The sequence below is a fragment of the Streptomyces scabichelini genome (assembly GCF_011045015.1).
GTDB lineage: Bacteria > Actinomycetota > Actinomycetes > Streptomycetales > Streptomycetaceae > Streptomyces > Streptomyces scabichelini.
On sequence record NZ_JAAKZY010000044.1, the window covers coordinates 41,499 to 56,569 of the forward strand.

At 68.6% G+C, this 15,071-nt stretch carries 15 protein-coding genes; 8 read left to right on the forward strand and 7 right to left on the reverse strand.

Going from position 1 to position 15,071, the window contains the following annotated elements:
• The first annotated feature begins 88 nt into the window (after nt 1-88).
• Nucleotides 89-2,629 (forward strand): FHA domain-containing protein, encoded by a 2,541-nt coding sequence (locus G5C60_RS16350; protein ID WP_165259818.1) that lies wholly within the window; start codon nt 89-91, stop codon nt 2,627-2,629.
• 101 nt (nt 2,630-2,730) lie between these two features.
• Here the strand turns inward: G5C60_RS16350 and G5C60_RS16355 are convergent, their stop codons facing one another.
• From G5C60_RS16355 to G5C60_RS16365, 3 genes are all read right to left on the reverse strand, one after another.
• On the reverse strand, nt 2,731-3,516 hold the full coding sequence (locus tag G5C60_RS16355) for a transglycosylase SLT domain-containing protein (protein WP_165259780.1): 786 nt from the start codon (nt 3,514-3,516) through the stop codon (nt 2,731-2,733).
• A gap of 303 nt (nt 3,517-3,819) precedes the next feature.
• On the reverse strand, nt 3,820-4,914 hold the full coding sequence (locus tag G5C60_RS16360; protein WP_165259782.1) for an S-adenosylmethionine:tRNA ribosyltransferase-isomerase: 1,095 nt from the start codon (nt 4,912-4,914) through the stop codon (nt 3,820-3,822).
• A gap of 124 nt (nt 4,915-5,038) precedes the next feature.
• On the reverse strand, nt 5,039-5,737 hold the full coding sequence (locus tag G5C60_RS16365) for an SDR family NAD(P)-dependent oxidoreductase (RefSeq protein WP_165259784.1): 699 nt from the start codon (nt 5,735-5,737) through the stop codon (nt 5,039-5,041).
• 195 nt (nt 5,738-5,932) lie between these two features.
• Between G5C60_RS16365 and G5C60_RS16370 the strand changes: the two genes are divergently transcribed.
• The 3 genes from G5C60_RS16370 to G5C60_RS52085 all read left to right on the forward strand — a co-directional run bounded on the left by G5C60_RS16370 (nt 5,933) and on the right by G5C60_RS52085 (nt 8,122).
• Nucleotides 5,933-7,078 carry a GAF domain-containing sensor histidine kinase gene (locus G5C60_RS16370; RefSeq protein ID WP_165259786.1) on the forward strand — a complete coding sequence of 382 codons (1,146 nt, stop codon included), beginning with the start codon at nt 5,933-5,935 and terminating at the stop codon, nt 7,076-7,078.
• Nucleotides 7,071-7,712: a response regulator gene (locus G5C60_RS16375; protein ID WP_165259788.1), complete on the forward strand. Its 642-nt coding sequence runs from the start codon at nt 7,071-7,073 to the stop codon at nt 7,710-7,712. The genes G5C60_RS16370 and G5C60_RS16375 overlap by 8 nt, the downstream gene beginning before the upstream one ends.
• Nucleotides 7,713-7,882: 170 nt before the next feature.
• Nucleotides 7,883-8,122: a chaplin family protein gene (locus G5C60_RS52085; protein ID WP_165259790.1), complete on the forward strand. Its 240-nt coding sequence runs from the start codon at nt 7,883-7,885 to the stop codon at nt 8,120-8,122.
• Between the two features lie 214 nt (nt 8,123-8,336).
• Here G5C60_RS52085 and G5C60_RS16385 read toward each other — a convergent pair whose 3' ends face one another.
• Nucleotides 8,337-9,125, reverse strand: a complete 789-nt coding sequence (locus tag G5C60_RS16385; protein WP_165259792.1) for a hypothetical protein — start codon at nt 9,123-9,125, stop codon at nt 8,337-8,339.
• A 122-nt stretch (nt 9,126-9,247) separates the two neighbouring features.
• Here G5C60_RS16385 and G5C60_RS16390 point away from each other — a divergent pair, with 122 nt between their 5' ends.
• The 3 genes from G5C60_RS16390 to G5C60_RS16400 all read left to right on the forward strand — a co-directional run bounded on the left by G5C60_RS16390 (nt 9,248) and on the right by G5C60_RS16400 (nt 11,610).
• Nucleotides 9,248-10,039, forward strand: a complete 792-nt coding sequence (locus G5C60_RS16390) for an ABC transporter ATP-binding protein (RefSeq protein ID WP_165259794.1) — start codon at nt 9,248-9,250, stop codon at nt 10,037-10,039.
• 72 nt (nt 10,040-10,111) lie between these two features.
• Nucleotides 10,112-10,543, forward strand: coding sequence for an NfeD family protein (locus G5C60_RS16395; RefSeq protein ID WP_165259796.1), 432 nt, complete (start codon nt 10,112-10,114; stop codon nt 10,541-10,543).
• A gap of 131 nt (nt 10,544-10,674) precedes the next feature.
• A complete protein-coding gene (locus G5C60_RS16400; protein ID WP_165259798.1) occupies nt 10,675-11,610 on the forward strand; it encodes an SPFH domain-containing protein in 936 nt (311 codons plus the stop codon).
• Nucleotides 11,611-11,671: 61 nt separating this feature from the next.
• Here the strand turns inward: G5C60_RS16400 and G5C60_RS16405 are convergent, their stop codons facing one another.
• The 3 genes from G5C60_RS16405 to G5C60_RS16415 form a co-directional block, all read right to left on the reverse strand.
• Nucleotides 11,672-12,178 carry an HNH endonuclease gene (locus tag G5C60_RS16405; RefSeq protein WP_165259800.1) on the reverse strand — a complete coding sequence of 169 codons (507 nt, stop codon included), beginning with the start codon at nt 12,176-12,178 and terminating at the stop codon, nt 11,672-11,674.
• 144 nt (nt 12,179-12,322) lie between these two features.
• Nucleotides 12,323-12,862, reverse strand: a complete 540-nt coding sequence (locus G5C60_RS16410; RefSeq protein ID WP_165259802.1) for a YbhB/YbcL family Raf kinase inhibitor-like protein — start codon at nt 12,860-12,862, stop codon at nt 12,323-12,325.
• Between the two features lie 50 nt (nt 12,863-12,912).
• The gene (locus tag G5C60_RS16415; protein WP_165259804.1) at nt 12,913-13,698 is read right to left on the reverse strand and encodes a sporulation protein; all 786 of its coding nucleotides are present in this window, start codon (nt 13,696-13,698) and stop codon (nt 12,913-12,915) included.
• Between the two features lie 156 nt (nt 13,699-13,854).
• Between G5C60_RS16415 and G5C60_RS16420 the strand changes: the two genes are divergently transcribed.
• Nucleotides 13,855-14,496: a DNA-3-methyladenine glycosylase gene (locus G5C60_RS16420; RefSeq protein WP_165259806.1), complete on the forward strand. Its 642-nt coding sequence runs from the start codon at nt 13,855-13,857 to the stop codon at nt 14,494-14,496.
• Nucleotides 14,497-15,071: the final 575 nt, after the last annotated feature.

A 15,071-nucleotide genomic window follows, 5' to 3' on the forward strand; every position in this document is an offset into this window, starting at 1 on the left:
CGTCCTGAAATAGTTCCCCCCGATGTTCGACATCCCTAGACTCCCTGTGATGGGGGTAACTCGGGGGACAACTCACGTGGGGCATGGAGTGCCGGAACTCGTACTGGAATTGAATGGACGGACCTGGACGCTCGATGCGTCCAGGCCATACGCCCTCGGACGCGATCCGCAGGGAGACATCGTGCTCGACGACGCCAGGGTGTCCTGGCGTCACGCCACGATCAGCTGGAACGGCCGCAGTTGGGTCATAGAGGACCACGGCAGCACCAACGGCACCTTCGTGCAGGGCCAGCGGATCCACCAGATGGAGATCGGCCCCGGCTCGTCCGTGCACCTCGGCAACGCGACCGACGGACCGCACGTGAAGGTCTCGGGCGCCGCCGCGGCCTCGGCCGCACCGCAGGCGCAGCCCCAGCAGCAGCCGTACGCGGCGCAGGGCGCGGGAGCGGCCGGCTGGGCGGCCCAGCAGGCGCCGCCGCAACAGCAGGCCCCGCAGCAGGGCTGGCAGCAGCCGCCGCAGGTCCCGCAACAGGGCGCGGACGGGGCGTACGCGCAGAAGGTGCCCGGTGGTGGCGCGGGGGCGCCGCCGGTCTACGGCGACCGCAGCCCCACCACGTTCCACCAGATGGCCCTCGGTCGTGTGATGCGCATCGGCCGTGCCCTGGAGAACGAGCTGGTCGTCTCCGACCTGCAGGTCTCCCGTCACCACGCCGAGTTCCACGCTGCGCCCGACGGCCGCTACGAGATCCACGACCTCGGCTCTCACAACGGCACGTACGTCAACGGCATCCCGATCGCCAAGGGCGGCTCGACGCTCCTCGGCCCGAACGACATCGTTGGTGTCGGCCACTCGACGTTCCGCCTGGTCGGCGACCGCCTCGAGGAGTTCGTCGACACCGGTGAGGTCTCCTTCTCGGCCCGCCATCTGACGGTGACGGTCGACGGCGGCAAGCAGATCCTCAAGGACGTCTCCTTCGGCGTACCGGAGAAGTCGCTCGTCGCGGTCATCGGCCCGTCCGGCTCCGGCAAGTCGACGCTCCTCAAGGCGCTCACGGGCTACCGCCCCGCCAACCAGGGCGATGTCCTCTACGACAACCGGAATCTCTACAAGCAGTTCGCCGAGCTGCGCCAGCGCATCGGTCTGGTCCCGCAGGACGACATCCTGCACAAGGAACTGACCGTCAAGAAGGCCCTCAAATACGCCGCCAAGCTGCGCTTCCCCGCGGACACCACGGGCGCCGAGCGCCAGGCCCGCATCGACGAGGTGCTGCGCGAGCTCAAGCTGGACATCCACAAGGAGAAGAAGGTCACCTCCCTCTCCGGCGGCCAGCGCAAGCGCGTCTCCGTGGCCCTGGAGCTGCTCACCAAGCCCTCGCTGATCTTCCTGGACGAGCCGACCTCCGGCCTCGACCCGGGTATGGACCGCGATGTCATGCAGCTGCTGCGCGGCCTCGCCGACGACGGCCGTACGGTCCTGGTCGTCACGCACTCCGTGGCCGAACTGGCGATCTGCGACAAGCTTCTGGTCATGGCGCCCGGCGGTTCGGTGGCCTACTTCGGTCCGCCCGAGGAGGCCCTGAACTTCTTCGGCTACGACACTTGGGCCGATGTCTTCTCCGCCTTCGAGAACTACCGCGACTACGACTGGGCGGGCCGCTGGAAGGGCTCGCAGCACTACCAGATGTACGCAGCGGACATCGACGCCGTCGCCGCGCAGTCGACGCAGATGCCGCCCGCCCAGTCGATGCGTCCACCGAAGCCCCAGGGCTGGGGCTCGCAGTTGTTCACTCTGATCCGCCGCTATGTGTCGGTGATCGCGTCCGACAAGGGCTTCCTGGCGCTGACGGTGATCCTGCCGGCGGTGCTCGGCGCGGTGAGCCTGCTCATCGACCCGGACAAGACGCTGCTGGTCAACGAGAACCCGAAGACCGGCAGAATCATCCCGAACGGCACGGCCACCACCGTCCTGCTGATCCTCGCGGTCGGCGCGTGCTTTGCGGGCGCCGCCAACTCCGTCCGTGAACTGATCAAGGAACGGGTCATCTACGAGCGGGAGCGGGCGACCGGTCTGTCGCGCTCCGCGTATCTGATGTCCAAGGTGATCGTCCTCGGCGTGATCACGGTGCTCCAGGGCGCCATGGTCGGCGCGATCGGCTTCTCCAGCCGGACGATCCCCGACGAGGCCCTGATCTTCGGCACCGGCAAGCTCGCCGTGATGCTCGAGCTCTCCATTCCGATCATGGCGCTCGGCTTCACCTGCATGATGTTCGGCCTGGTCATCTCCTCGCTGGTGAAGACCTCCGAGAAGACGATGCCGCTGCTGGTGATGTTCGCGATCATCCAGGTCGTGTTCACCGGCTGCCTGTTCATCCTGAACGGCACGCTCGGCGTCAACGAGTTCTCGTACCTGATGCCGTCGCGCTGGGCGGTCGCCGCCGCCGGTACGACCCTGGACTTCAACCGGATCAGCCCGAACACGGATGACCCGGGCAACACGGACCCGCTGTGGGAGCACACGGCCTCGGCCTGGGGCATGGACATGGCCGCACTGATCGCCCTCGGCGTCATCTGTGGCTTCTTCGTGGCCCGCTTCCTGCGCCGCCACGAGCCCGAGGTCATGCGCAAGTAACGACTTCCGAGCAACGACTTCCGTGCACGAACGAGGCGCGGCACCCCGTCCGGGGTGCCGCGCCTCGCCGTCTGTACTGAGACCAGAGGTCCGCGCGGGACTCAGTACGCGCTGTTCACGTTGTCCATGGAGCCGTACCGGTCGGCCGCGTAGTTGCAGGCGGCGGTGATGTTGGCGACCGGGTCGTAGATGTTCCAGGACGTGCCCGCGACGTGGTACGCCTGGAAGGTCGGCGGGATGACCTGCAGCAGGCCCTTCGACGGAATGCCGTTGATGGCGTTGATGTCCCAGTTGTTGATGGCCTTCGGGTTGCCCGACGACTCGCGGATGATGTTGCGGCGAATGCCGTCGTACGAACCCGGGATGCCACGCTTCTTCATGATGTCGAGCGACTCGCGGATCCAGCCGTCGAGGTTGTTGGGGTAGGCCTTCGCGGCGACCGGCTTGACCGGGGCGCGCTGGGCGGACCGGCTCGCGGCCTGCTTCGCCTTGCGCTCCTGCTCGGCCTTCTTCGCGGCGTCGGCGGCGGCCTTCTTCGCGGCAGCGTCGGCGGCGGCCTTCTTCTTGGCGTCCTCAGCCGCCTTCTTCGCGGCGGCGGCGTCGGCTGCCTGCTTCTTCGCCGCGGCGGTTTTGGCCTGTGCGAGGGCGTCGGCCAGCTGGCCCTCGACGCCGCCCTTCACGTCCTTGACCTGCTGGGAGCTGAAGGCCACCGAGGATGCGGCGACGGACTCGGTGCTCGTGCTCGTCTGGGAAGCGCCGCCCGGTACGAGGGAGAACGCCAGGGCGGCGGCACCGACACCGGCGACACCGGCGATACCGAGCTTCTGTTTGTGCCTCTTGGTGAGCGTGGGGCGATAGCGGCGAAAAACGTCGGTGTTCAGGGGCATGCTGATGGACCTCTTCGAATAGCGCGGAAGTCGCTCTCGGGCCGGTGGGGACATTGGCTTTTCCGGCAGAACGCCGCGGGCAAAAACCCGCGGCGTCGAGCGACGGCTGCCATTCTTAGCGGCCGCAAAATGCCGTGGCAAAGGTGTGACGTACGATCCCGGGTAGTGGACCCCTAAAGGGCAAAACGGGGCAGACTGGCACGTCTGCCCCGCTCATCGGGAGTGTTTGTACCTCCTAGCGGCCTTCGTACGTGATGTGCGCCCTATGTGCGGGCTCACATCGGGCGCGTGACAGTCTCACCACTAGTTGCTGGAGCAATGCTCTGTGTGAGGGTTTTCGGACGACGGGATCTTGGACGGCAGAATGAGGTGCGCGTCGCCGAACTCGTGCCACAGATAGAGCCCGCGCAGTGCCTCCTCGTAGCTGCGGTCGACCGCCGCCGGCCCCGTGATCGCCTCCAGCATCAGCAGATGCGAGGCCTCCGGTTCATGCAGCCCGGTGAGGAGCCCGTCGACCACCCGCACCCCACGCTCCGGGGTCACCACGAGATCGGTCCAGCCCTCTGCGGCACGCACCACCCCGTCGGGACCGGCCGCGGACTCCACGGCCCGCACGGCCGTCGTACCGACCGCGACGACCCTGCCATCTCCCGCCTTCGCCGCATTGATCAGCCGCGCCGACGTCTCCGGCACCGTGAACCGCTCCGGATACGGCGGCTCGTGCGACTCGGCCGACGAGACCCCGGTGTGCAGCGTGATCGGCGCGAACTGCACACCCCGGCTCACCAGCTCCGCCACCAGACGTGGCGTGAAGGGCCGCGCGGCACTCGGCATCTCCGCGCTGCCCGCGCCGTCGGCGGACGCCAGCGCGAACACCGTCTGGTACACGGACAGCGGCTGGTCCCTCTCCGTGTACGAGTACCGAATGGGCCTCCCGTGCCGCCGCAGCAGCCGTAGGACGTCCGGTTCCGGCACCCGCGCCCACCACAGCCGGGGGCTCCGCGCGGTGAGGGGCTCCTCCAGGACGAGCCGTACGTCCCCAGGGAGGCGCACCTCTGTTCCCGCGGGCCCTCCCGCACGCGCGCGCGTGGTGCCCGCTCCGTCGGGATCCCGCAGCTCCACGGCCCACCGGCCGTCGTCACCACGCGTGGAGAAATGCACCACCACGCGCGCGTGCCCGATCCAGCCGTCCACCGCGGCCGCCAGCGTCGGCGACGTGTTCACGATGAGCAGATCCCCGGCTCGCAGGAGCCCCGGCAGCTCGACGAACGCGTGGTGCGACACCTCCGTACCGCGCGACACCAGCAGCCGCACCCCGTCCCGGTCGAGCCCGTTCCCCCGCTGCTCGACCGGCACCCGGGCCAACAGCTCCTCCGGAATCCGCACAGCGATCGTCATCGGGCCCCCAGCAGCGAGGGCGCTCCATGGCGACCACTCGCCGGCTGTCCGGCTGATCCTTCTGGCGCCGCCCTGACAGCGGTTGCTGCCGCGACGGGCCGTCCGTCGTCGGTGGTGGCGCCGGTCATCGGGTCAGCTCCAGAAGCGCTGGTGCCGCATAACGACCGCTCGCCGGGCGCTCGTCGAGCAGCCGCAGAAAGGCCGGGACGACACTGGCCGGCGCGGGCCGCGGATCGTCGTCGTCCGGTACGGCCGCCGCGTACAGGTCCGTGCCCATGTCGCCCGGGTCGACCGCCCAGACCCGCAGCCCGGGCTCCTCCTCGGCGAGCACCGCCGACACATGGTCGAGCGCCGCCTTCGACGCCCCGTAGCCGCCCCAGGTCTCGTACGCCTCGGCCGCCGCGTCCGAACTGATGTCGATGACCGTGCCCGCCGCCGACTCCCGCAGCATTGGCAGCGCCTCCTGGACGAGTCCGACCGCCGCGACGACATTGACCTCCAGGGCCTGCCGCAGCCCGTCCAGCGCCAGGTGCTCCAGGCGTACGAGCGGTTCGGCGCCGAGTGCGCTCGCGTTGTTCACCAGCAGGTCGATGCCACCCAGCCGCTGTGCCGCCGCCGCCAGACCGGCACGGTGCGCCGGGTCCGTGACGTCCCCGGGCAGTGCCTCCACCCGTGTCCCGTGCTTGCCGAGCGCCGCGGCCGCCTCTTGGAGAGCGTCCGCCGTTCTGGCATCGAGCACCAGATCCCAGCCGCGCTCCGCCAGAGCCTCGGCGAGCGCCCGCCCCAGCCCCTTCGAAGCCCCCGTGATGATCGCTACCGGCATGACATCCGTCCCCTCGTCCCACGACCGCTGACCGCCACTCCCGGCGGATGTCTTCAACGTAGGAACCGGCCCGGCCCCGCCGCCTCGGACGCGAGCCGCAACCATCCGGGTCCCTTCGCCCTAGGCCCACCGGCCTACGCAGGGGCCGCCACAGGACGGATACGCGCTGTCACACCCCGCCGGTACCTTGAAGTCATGAGTCAAGGACCCCGGTCGGGCCTGGCAGCGGTGAGTTCCGCGCTGCTGGCCATGAGCAGACACCTCGAGGTGCGCGACGTCCTCAAGACGATCGTCGCCTCGGCCCGCGAGCTGCTCGACGCCGAGTACGCGGCGCTCGGAGTCCCCGACGACCACGGCGGCTTCGCCCAGTTCGTGGTGGACGGCGTCAGCGACACCCAGTGGAAGGCCATCGGCCCCTTGCCGCGCCAGCACGGCATCCTCGCCGCGATGCTGCAAGAGGCCCGCCCCGAGCGACTCGCCGACGTGCGCAAAGACCCCCGCTTCGAAGGCTGGCCGAGCGCCCACCCCGACATGTCCGACTTCCTGGGCCTGCCCATCCGCGACGGCGACGAGGTCATCGGCGCCCTCTTCCTCGCGAACAAGAACTGCCCCAAACCGGAGGGCAGTTGCGGCTTCACCGAGGACGACGAGGAGCTCCTGACGATCCTCGCCCAGCACGCCGCGATCGCCCTCACCAACGCCCGCCTGTACGAGCGCAGCCGCGAGCTCACCATCGCCGAGGAGCGCTCCCGGCTCGCCCATGAACTGCACGACGCCGTCAGCCAGAAGCTGTTCTCCCTGCGCCTCACCGCCCAGGCCGCGACCGCCCTGGTCGACCGCGACCCGGGCCGCGCCAAGGGCGAACTCCAGCAGGTGGCCGCGCTCGCCGCCGAGGCCGCCGACGAACTGCGCGCCGCCGTCATCGAGTTGCGCCCCGCGGCCCTCGACGAGGACGGCCTGGTGGCCACACTGCGCACCCAGATCCAGGTCCTCGACCGCGCCCACTCCGCGCGCGTGACCTTCACCGGCCGAGGCGTACGCGCCCTGCCCGCGGCCCAGGAGGAAGCTCTGCTCCGCGTCGCCCAGGAGGCCCTGCACAACGCGCTGCGGCACTCCGGAGCGGACCGCGTCGACGTCACCCTCGACAAGCGCGGCCCCGAGGCGGTCCTTCGCGTCACCGACGACGGCAGCGGCTTCGACCCCAAGGCGATACGACGCGCGGGACGTCACCTGGGCCTGGTGTCCATGCGCGACAGGGCGAGCGGAGTCGGCGGCCGGCTGACCGTGGAATCGGCGCCCGGACAAGGCACCACGATCGAGATGGAGGTCCCTGGTGGCTGACGCAATCAAGGTGCTGCTCGTCGACGACCACCAAGTGGTCCGCCGAGGCCTGCGCACCTTCCTGGAGATACAGGACGACATCGAGGTCGTGGGAGAGGCGTCCGACGGCGCCGAAGGAGTCGCCCGCACCGAGGAGTTGAAGCCCGACGTCGTCCTCATGGACGTCAAGATGCCGGGCATGGACGGCGTCGCGGCCCTGCGCAGGCTGCGCGAACTCGACAACCCCGCGCGCGTGCTCATCGTCACCAGCTTCACCGAGCAGCGCACGGTCGTCCCGGCCCTGCGCGCGGGCGCCGCCGGATACGTCTACAAGGACGTGGACCCCGACGCCCTGGCCGGCGCCATCCGCTCCGTCCACGCGGGGCACATCCTGCTGCAACCCGAGGTCGCCGACGCGCTGTTGTCCCAGGAGGACGCCAACCTCGGCCAGGGAAGAGGCGGTTCACTCACCGAGCGGGAGCGGGAGGTGCTCGGCCTGATCGCCGACGGCCGCTCCAACCGAGAGATAGCCCGCGCCCTCGTCCTCTCCGAGAAGACCGTCAAGACGCATGTCTCGAACATCCTGATGAAGCTCGACCTCGCCGACCGCACCCAGGCCGCCCTGTGGGCCGTACGCCATGGGGTGGCCGGCTGAGCCCCGATCCGGCACGCCTCCCGGGCGGCAACTCGGAGCGTTCCGTTCCGGGCTGAGATTCATACCGTCGTGGGAATGTCCCCCACATGGCGCATCCTTCGCGGATCTCCGGCGTTCTCCAGTGCGTGCTGCGGCGCCTTGCCGCAGTGATCGCAAGGAGGAACTCAGAAGTGAAGAACCTGAAGAAGGCCGCGGCTGTCACGATGGTGGCCGGTGGCCTGGTTGCCGCCGGTGCCGGTTTCGCCTCCGCCACCGATGGCGCGCACGGTACGGCCGCGGGCTCGCCGGGCATCGCCTCGGGCAACCTCGTCCAGGCCCCGGTCGGCGTCCCCCTGAACGTGTCCGGCAACACCGCGAACATCGTCGGTCTGATGAACCCGGCCTTCGGCAACGACGCCTTCAACGACTGACGTACCCCTCCGGGACGAACAGTGACCACCGGCCTCCCAGGTGCCCCTGGGAGGCCGGTCCTGTATCTCCGCCGAAGATGGCCCCGGCCGTAGGCCGGGGCCATCGAGGCTTGCCCCGTAAGGGGCGCGGGGCTGTGTCAATGTGCGGCTCCGCCGCGTGGGCGCGACCAGCCCCCACCGGCCCGCAGATTCATCACCGTTCTCCAGCGGAGCGCTATCGCACGCCTCGTTCCCGCTCCTCCACAAAAGCGTTGTACGCCGCCACCTGCGCGCGCCGGGCCGTACGCTCGACCGGCCGCAGGGCCTCGGAGCGCGCCGCCATCTCGGAGGCGCTGACGGCTCCGCCGTGGCCGTTCTCGTACGCCACCGAGACGAGCAGCCCGACACGCTGGGCCAGCTCCAACACCCGTACCGCACGCGGCGGATAGCCGGGAGCCAGCACTTCGCCACCCCGCTCGGCCCGCGCCCGGTACGCGTCGATCGCCGCCTCGGCGACCGGACCCGAACCGGCCACGTCCAGACGCGACAGCATGTCGGTGGCCTCGCGCAGCGCCTCCGCGAGCTCCCGCTCGGCCTCGCCGAGGGACGGCACATCGGCGGGCGGCGCCTCGCGCACGGCCAGACACTGCCAGACGACCTCCACATGTACGTCGCCTTCGGGCCCGGCCTCGAACACCTCGGGCACCAGCCCAAGCGCGGCGCCGTGGCAGACGACCGCCTCCTCGGCCTCCAGGGCGCGCGCGTTGAACTCCGGCGGCCCGCTCAGTCCGAGCGGATGTCCGGGCGCGGGCAACGCGACCCGAAGACCGGTCACCCCGAGCGCCCGCAGCCGCCCCAGCGCAAGCGTGAGCCCGACCGGCCCCGTCTCACCGGGCAGCCCCTCGACCCGGTGCACGGCGTCCTCACCGATGACGGCGACGACCGCGTCGTCCGGCGAAACAAACCCGGCCAACAGGGCATTTCCCCATGCGGCCAGCCGTCCTGAGCGTGGTTCCGAGAGCATGCCCTCCACCCTAAGGACCGGCCGATGGAATGGAGCGGTCGACCGGTGGCGTAGGTTTTCCCTGGGGGCTGCGTCCACAGACGTAAGCGACGGCCGAGACTGCAATGGGAGACAGCGCGCTCATGAGCGATGTTCTGGAGCTGGAGGACGTATCCGTGGTCCGGGAGGGCCGGGCTCTGGTGGACCAGGTCTCCTGGTCGGTCAAGGAAGGGGAGCGCTGGGTCATCCTCGGTCCCAACGGTGCCGGAAAAACGACCCTTCTGAACGTCGCGTCCAGCTACCTCTTCCCCAGCAAGGGCACCGCCACGATCCTCGGCGAGACCCTCGGCAAGGTCGACGTCTTCGAACTGCGCCCCCGCATCGGCATGGCCGGTATCGCCATGTCGGAGAAGCTCCCCAAGCGCCAGACGGTCCTGCAGACGGTGCTGACCGCCGCGTACGGCATGACGGCCGGCTGGCACGAGGACTACGAGGACATCGACGAGCAGCGCGCCCGCGCCTTCCTCGACCGCCTCGGCATGAGCGACTACCTGGACCGCAAATTCGGCACGCTCTCCGAGGGCGAGCGCAAGCGCACCCTCATCGCCCGCGCCCTCATGACCGACCCCGAGCTGCTGCTCCTCGACGAGCCCGCCGCGGGCCTCGACCTCGGCGGCCGCGAGGACCTCGTACGCCGCCTCGGCCGCCTCGCCCGCGACCCGATCGCCCCCTCGATGATCATGGTCACGCACCACGTCGAGGAGATCGCCCCCGGCTTCACCCATGTCCTGATGATCCGTCAGGGCAAGGTCCTCGCCGCCGGCCCGCTGGAACTCGAACTCACCTCCCGCAACCTGTCGTTGTGCTTCGGACTCCCGCTGGTCGTCGAGCAGGTCGGCGACCGCTGGACGGCCCAGGGCCTGCCCCTGTCCTGACGAGCTCGAACGCCTGTGCCAAGTTGATCGGCGCCCTGTCCGCGACACGACCTGCGGACCTACCATGACCACGTGGAAGACATCGACGCATGGGTGTGGTGGCTGATCGGGGCGGCCGGGCTCGGAATCCCGCTCGTCGTGACCGCGATGCCGGAGTTCGGAATGCTCGCCGTCGGCGCTGTGGCGGGCGCCCTGACCGCGGGACTCGGGGGCGGTGTCGTCCTCCAGGTCCTGGTCTTCGCCGCGGTCTCGGTCGCGCTCATCGCCGTCGTACGCCCCATCGCGGCCAGACAACGCGCCCAGATGCCCCAACTCGCCACGGGCATAGACGCGTTGAAAGGCAAACAGGCCGTCGTCCTCGAGCGGATCGACACCTCCGGAGGCCGGATCAAACTCGGCGGAGAAGTCTGGTCCGCGCGCTCCCTCGACACGGGCCAGACCTACGAAGTCGGCCAGGAGGTCGATGTCGTGGAGATCGAAGGTGCCACGGCGATCGTCATGTGACTTCACGCGGAGTTCCATGGCCGGAACGCTGCACGTGGAGAGTTGTGGTCTGACACACTCGTCCAGCAAGATCTTCGACAATCACAAGATCTTCCGGAACGCCGAGGCGGAGAAGGGTACGGGGAGCCACGATGGCACCGATCGTCATCGTCCTGATCATTCTGGTGGTGTTGGTCTTCATCGCCCTGATCAAGACGATCCAAGTCATCCCGCAGGCCAGCGCCGCCATCGTCGAGCGCTTCGGCCGCTACACGCGGACTCTCAATGCGGGCCTGAACATCGTCGTCCCGTTCATCGACTCGATCCGCAACCGCATCGACCTCCGCGAGCAGGTCGTCCCCTTCCCGCCGCAACCGGTGATCACCCAGGACAACCTGGTGGTCAACATCGACACGGTCATCTACTACCAGGTGACCGACGCACGCGCGGCGACGTACGAGGTCGCCAGCTACATCCAGGCCATCGAGCAGCTCACCGTCACCACGCTCCGCAACATCATCGGCGGCATGGACCTGGAGCGGACCCTGACCTCCCGCGAGGAGATCAACGCGGCCCTGCGCGGCGTCCTCGACGAGGCCACCGGCAAATGGGGCATCCGCGTCAACCGCGTCGAGCTCAAGGCCATCGAGCCACCCACCTCCATCCAGGACTCGATGGAGAAGCAGATGCGCGCCGACCGCGACAAGCGCGCCGCGATCCTCACCGCCGAAGGTATCCGCCAGTCGCAGATCCTGACCGCCGAGGGTGAGAAGCAGTCCGCGATCCTGCGCGCCGAAGGTGAGGCCAGGGCCGCCGCGCTGCGCGCCGAGGGCGAGGCCCAGGCCATCCGGACCGTCTTCGAGTCCATCCACGCCGGTGACGCGGACCAGAAGCTCCTCGCCTACCAGTACCTCCAGATGCTCCCCAAGATCGCCGAGGGCGACGCCAACAAGCTCTGGATCGTCCCCAGCGAAATCGGCGACGCCCTCAAGGGATTGAGCGGCGCGATGGGCAACTTCGGCCCGATGGGCGGCAACTCGGGCGGCGGAGGCACAGAGCGCCTGGAGAAGCCGACGGTCACCGACTGACGTCCGTACGCATGCGAAGGGGCCCACCTCCCTCGGGAGGCGGGCCCCAGTCACGTACGGTCTATGCAGCCGGCTGCACCAGCCACTCCGGCAGCGCCGCGAACTCGTCCCGGCCCAGCGCCAGCAGCATCGCGTCCGCCGGCGTCGGCTCGAACGGCTGCCGCAGCAGCGGCATACCCGCCTGCTCCGGAGTCCGGTTCGCCTTGCGGTGATTGTCCTCCGCGCACGACGCCACGGTGTTCAGCCAGGAGTCCGTACCGCCCTGGGCCCGCGGCACCACATGGTCCACGGTCGTGGCCCGCCTGCCGCAGTAAGCGCACCTGTGCCGGTCCCGGACCAGGACACCCCGCCTGGACCAAGGGGCTTGTCTTCGAAAGGGCACCCTCACATAGCGGCACAGCCTGATCACCCGGGGCGCGGGTATGTCGACCACGGCTCCGCGCATACGCAGTTCGGGGTGGGCCTGCTCGACGACAGCCTTGTCCTGCAGCACCAGAACGACGGCTCGATTCAACGTCACCGTCGACAGCGGCTCGAAGCTCGCGTTCAGCACCAGCGTGTCCCGCATCCAGCCCACCTCCTATGTGCACCGCCCACCCCCTGGCGGGCTTGGATCAACTCTGGCCGGGCACGCCGAGATGGACAACGCAATAAAAAATGCCCGCCTCTGATCAATTCCAAGACCAGAGGCGGGCAAACGTTCAGTGAACGCTCAGCTCTCCGCGGGCGCCGCGTACTCGGCGATCAGCTGAGCCCTCGCCAGCGTGTGGAACCGCAGGTTGAAGCCCACGAAAGCCGGTGTGGCGTCCGCGTCAGGACCGAGCTTCTCCTGATCCACCGCGTACACCGTGAAGACGTACCGGTGTGCCGGGTCCCCGGCCGGCGGCGCGGCACCGCCGAAGTCCTTCGTCCCGTAGTCGTTGCGCGACTGGACCACGCCCTCCGGCAACCCCTCGAACTTGCCGCTGCCCGCACCCGCCGGCAGCTCGGTGACCGAGGCCGGGATGTCGAACACGACCCAGTGCCAGAACCCGCTCCCCGTAGGGGCGTCCGGGTCGAAGCACGTCACGGCGAAACTCTTGGTCTCCGGCGGGAAGCCCTCCCAGCGCAGCTGCGGCGAGGTGTTCCCCGCCGCATAGACCTGAGCGTCCTTCAGCACCGCGCCCGGCTCGACGTCCTCACTCGTGACCGTGAACGACGGAACGGTCGGATGGAAGTCATGGGGAAGCGGCGGCCTCTTGGACTCGGTCACCTCGGCACCTCCTGATCGGTCCTGCTCGGTGGAATCCTTCGCTCCCGAGCCTAGAACCAGTTACGGCGGCTACCGACCTCGGACAGCCACTGGTTGAGGTACGCAGCCCAGTCGGTCCCCTGGAAGTCGTTCAGGCCCACCTTGAACGACCGGAACGAGTCGCTGCCCTCGCTGAACAGCCCCGGCTTCTTGTCCATCTCCAGAACGACGTCCATCTCACGCTCGTCCGCGACGAAGCTCAACTCGACCTGGTTGAGGCCGCGGTACTGCTGAGGCGGGAAGAACTCGATCTCCTGGTAGAACGGCAGCTTCTGCCGCGTACCCCGGATGTGACCGCGCTCCATGTCCGCGCTCTTGAACCGGAAGCCCAGCTGGATGAAGGCGTCCAGAATCGCCTGCTGCGCCGGCAGCGGATGCACGCTGATCGGGTCCAGGTCACCGGAGTCCACGGCACGCGCGATCTCGAGCTCCGTGGTCACACCGATGTTCATCCCGCGCAACGGCTGACCGCCGATGGTCGTGATCGGCGTCTCCCACGGGATCTCAAGCCCGAACGGCACCGCGTGCACCGCGTTCGCCTGCAGCTCGAAGGCACCACCGAGCCGCAACTTCGTGAACTCCATGTTCTGCCTGAGCTCCTGGTCGTCGTGCCCTTCCACCTCGACCCGAGCCTGGAGCCCGACCGAAAGCCCCTCGATCTCCTGGTTCACGGACCCGCCCTGAATCCGCACCTCACCCTGGACGACGCCGCCGGGAACGACATTCACCTCGGTCAGTTCTGTCTCGACCGAAGCCCCACCGGCCCCAAGGCTCGCAAGCAGCCGCTTGAACCCCATGTCTTTTCCTCCTCAGGCAACGCCTGTCTCTGTCCGGATCCTTGATCCCTACACACGCGATCCGATCGTGTCCGGTTCCGCGCCCTCACCCTGGCAAAACGGACGCTCCCCGGCCACCCCACTGGCAGTCACACGTTTGCACTACGCTCGTACGCCATGATCGCGGCCCCTGACCGTACGCCCCTGCCCCGGGAGTTCTTCGACCGCCCCGTCCTGGAGGTCGCCCCTGATCTGCTGGGGCGCGTCCTCGTACGCACCACCCCGGACGGACCGATCGAGCTCCGCCTCACAGAGGTCGAGGCCTACGACGGCCCGAACGACCCCGGCTCCCACGCGTATCGCGGCCGCACCGCCCGCAACGACGTGATGTTCGGTCCGCCCGGCCACGTGTACGTCTACTTCACCTACGGCATGTGGCACTGCATGAACCTGGTGTGCGGACCGGAGGGCGAGGCGAGCGCGGTCCTGCTCCGCGCCGGAGAGATCACCGAAGGCATCGAACTCGCCCGCAAACGTCGACTTTCGGCCCGATACGACAAGGAACTGGCCAAAGGACCCGCGCGGCTGGCCACGGCCCTGGACGTCGACCGAGCCCTCGACGGCACGGACCTCTGCGCTCCCGGCACCGCCCCACTGACCCTTCTCGCGGGCACACCCGTGCAGCCCGACCAGGTACGCAACGGTCCACGCACCGGCGTGGCCGGCGAAGGTGGTGTCCACCCCTGGCGCTTCTGGATCGCTGACGACCCGACCGTGAGCCCTTACCGTGCCCATACCCCCCGCCGTCGCCGAACTTGACGCGTCCCTGGGCGATCCGTAACGTAGCCCGAGCCGCTTGAACCGGGTACGGCGTTCAGCCAGCAGCCGGAAGCGGCCAACCCACTACCTACGACTTCCTCTCAGCGAGGGTGAATTCGGCGCGCCTGCGTGCCGTAATCCAAACTCGCGGGGCTCGATTATGAGTTGCCGGGGAGGATCGGTTAACGTAGTGAATGTCGAAAGGCCGCGAGGGAGACCTTGGCGCCTAATGGCAAATCCCCTCCAGCGGGGAATCGGGTCCGAAAGGATCTGGTAACGTTGGAAACACCGAAGGGAAGCCCGGAGGAAAGCCGCGACAGAGTCTGTCGGGTGAGTACGAAGGAAGCGTCCGTTCCTTGAGAACTCAACAGCGTGCCAAAAATCAACGCCAGATATGTTGATACCCCGTCTCCGGCCATTCGGTCGGGAACGAGGTTCCTTTGAAGAAAACACAGCGAGGACGCTGTGAACCTTTCCGATTATTCCTCGGAGGGGTTCCGCTCTCGTGATGTGTGATCCCGATTACGGGAATACATTCACGGAGAGTTTGATCCTGGCTCAGGACGAACGCTGGC

What these genes read in the sequence shown, in the direction of transcription:
- G5C60_RS16355 (WP_165259780.1), bottom strand. Translation starts at nt 3,516, where the DNA reads ATGCCCCTGAACACCGACGTTTTTCGCCGCTATCGCCCCACGCTCACC.
- G5C60_RS16365 (WP_165259784.1), bottom strand. Translation starts at nt 5,737, where the DNA reads ATGCCGGTAGCGATCATCACGGGGGCTTCGAAGGGGCTGGGGCGGGCG.
- G5C60_RS16370 (WP_165259786.1), top strand. Translation starts at nt 5,933, where the DNA reads ATGAGTCAAGGACCCCGGTCGGGCCTGGCAGCGGTGAGTTCCGCGCTG.
- G5C60_RS16415 (WP_165259804.1), bottom strand. Translation starts at nt 13,698, where the DNA reads ATGGGGTTCAAGCGGCTGCTTGCGAGCCTTGGGGCCGGTGGGGCTTCG.
- G5C60_RS16390 (WP_165259794.1), top strand. Translation starts at nt 9,248, where the DNA reads ATGAGCGATGTTCTGGAGCTGGAGGACGTATCCGTGGTCCGGGAGGGC.
- G5C60_RS16405 (WP_165259800.1), bottom strand. Translation starts at nt 12,178, where the DNA reads ATGCGGGACACGCTGGTGCTGAACGCGAGCTTCGAGCCGCTGTCGACG.
- G5C60_RS16360 (WP_165259782.1), bottom strand. Translation starts at nt 4,914, where the DNA reads ATGACGATCGCTGTGCGGATTCCGGAGGAGCTGTTGGCCCGGGTGCCG.
- G5C60_RS16420 (WP_165259806.1), top strand. Translation starts at nt 13,855, where the DNA reads ATGATCGCGGCCCCTGACCGTACGCCCCTGCCCCGGGAGTTCTTCGAC.
- G5C60_RS16400 (WP_165259798.1), top strand. Translation starts at nt 10,675, where the DNA reads ATGGCACCGATCGTCATCGTCCTGATCATTCTGGTGGTGTTGGTCTTC.
- G5C60_RS16385 (WP_165259792.1), bottom strand. Translation starts at nt 9,125, where the DNA reads ATGCTCTCGGAACCACGCTCAGGACGGCTGGCCGCATGGGGAAATGCC.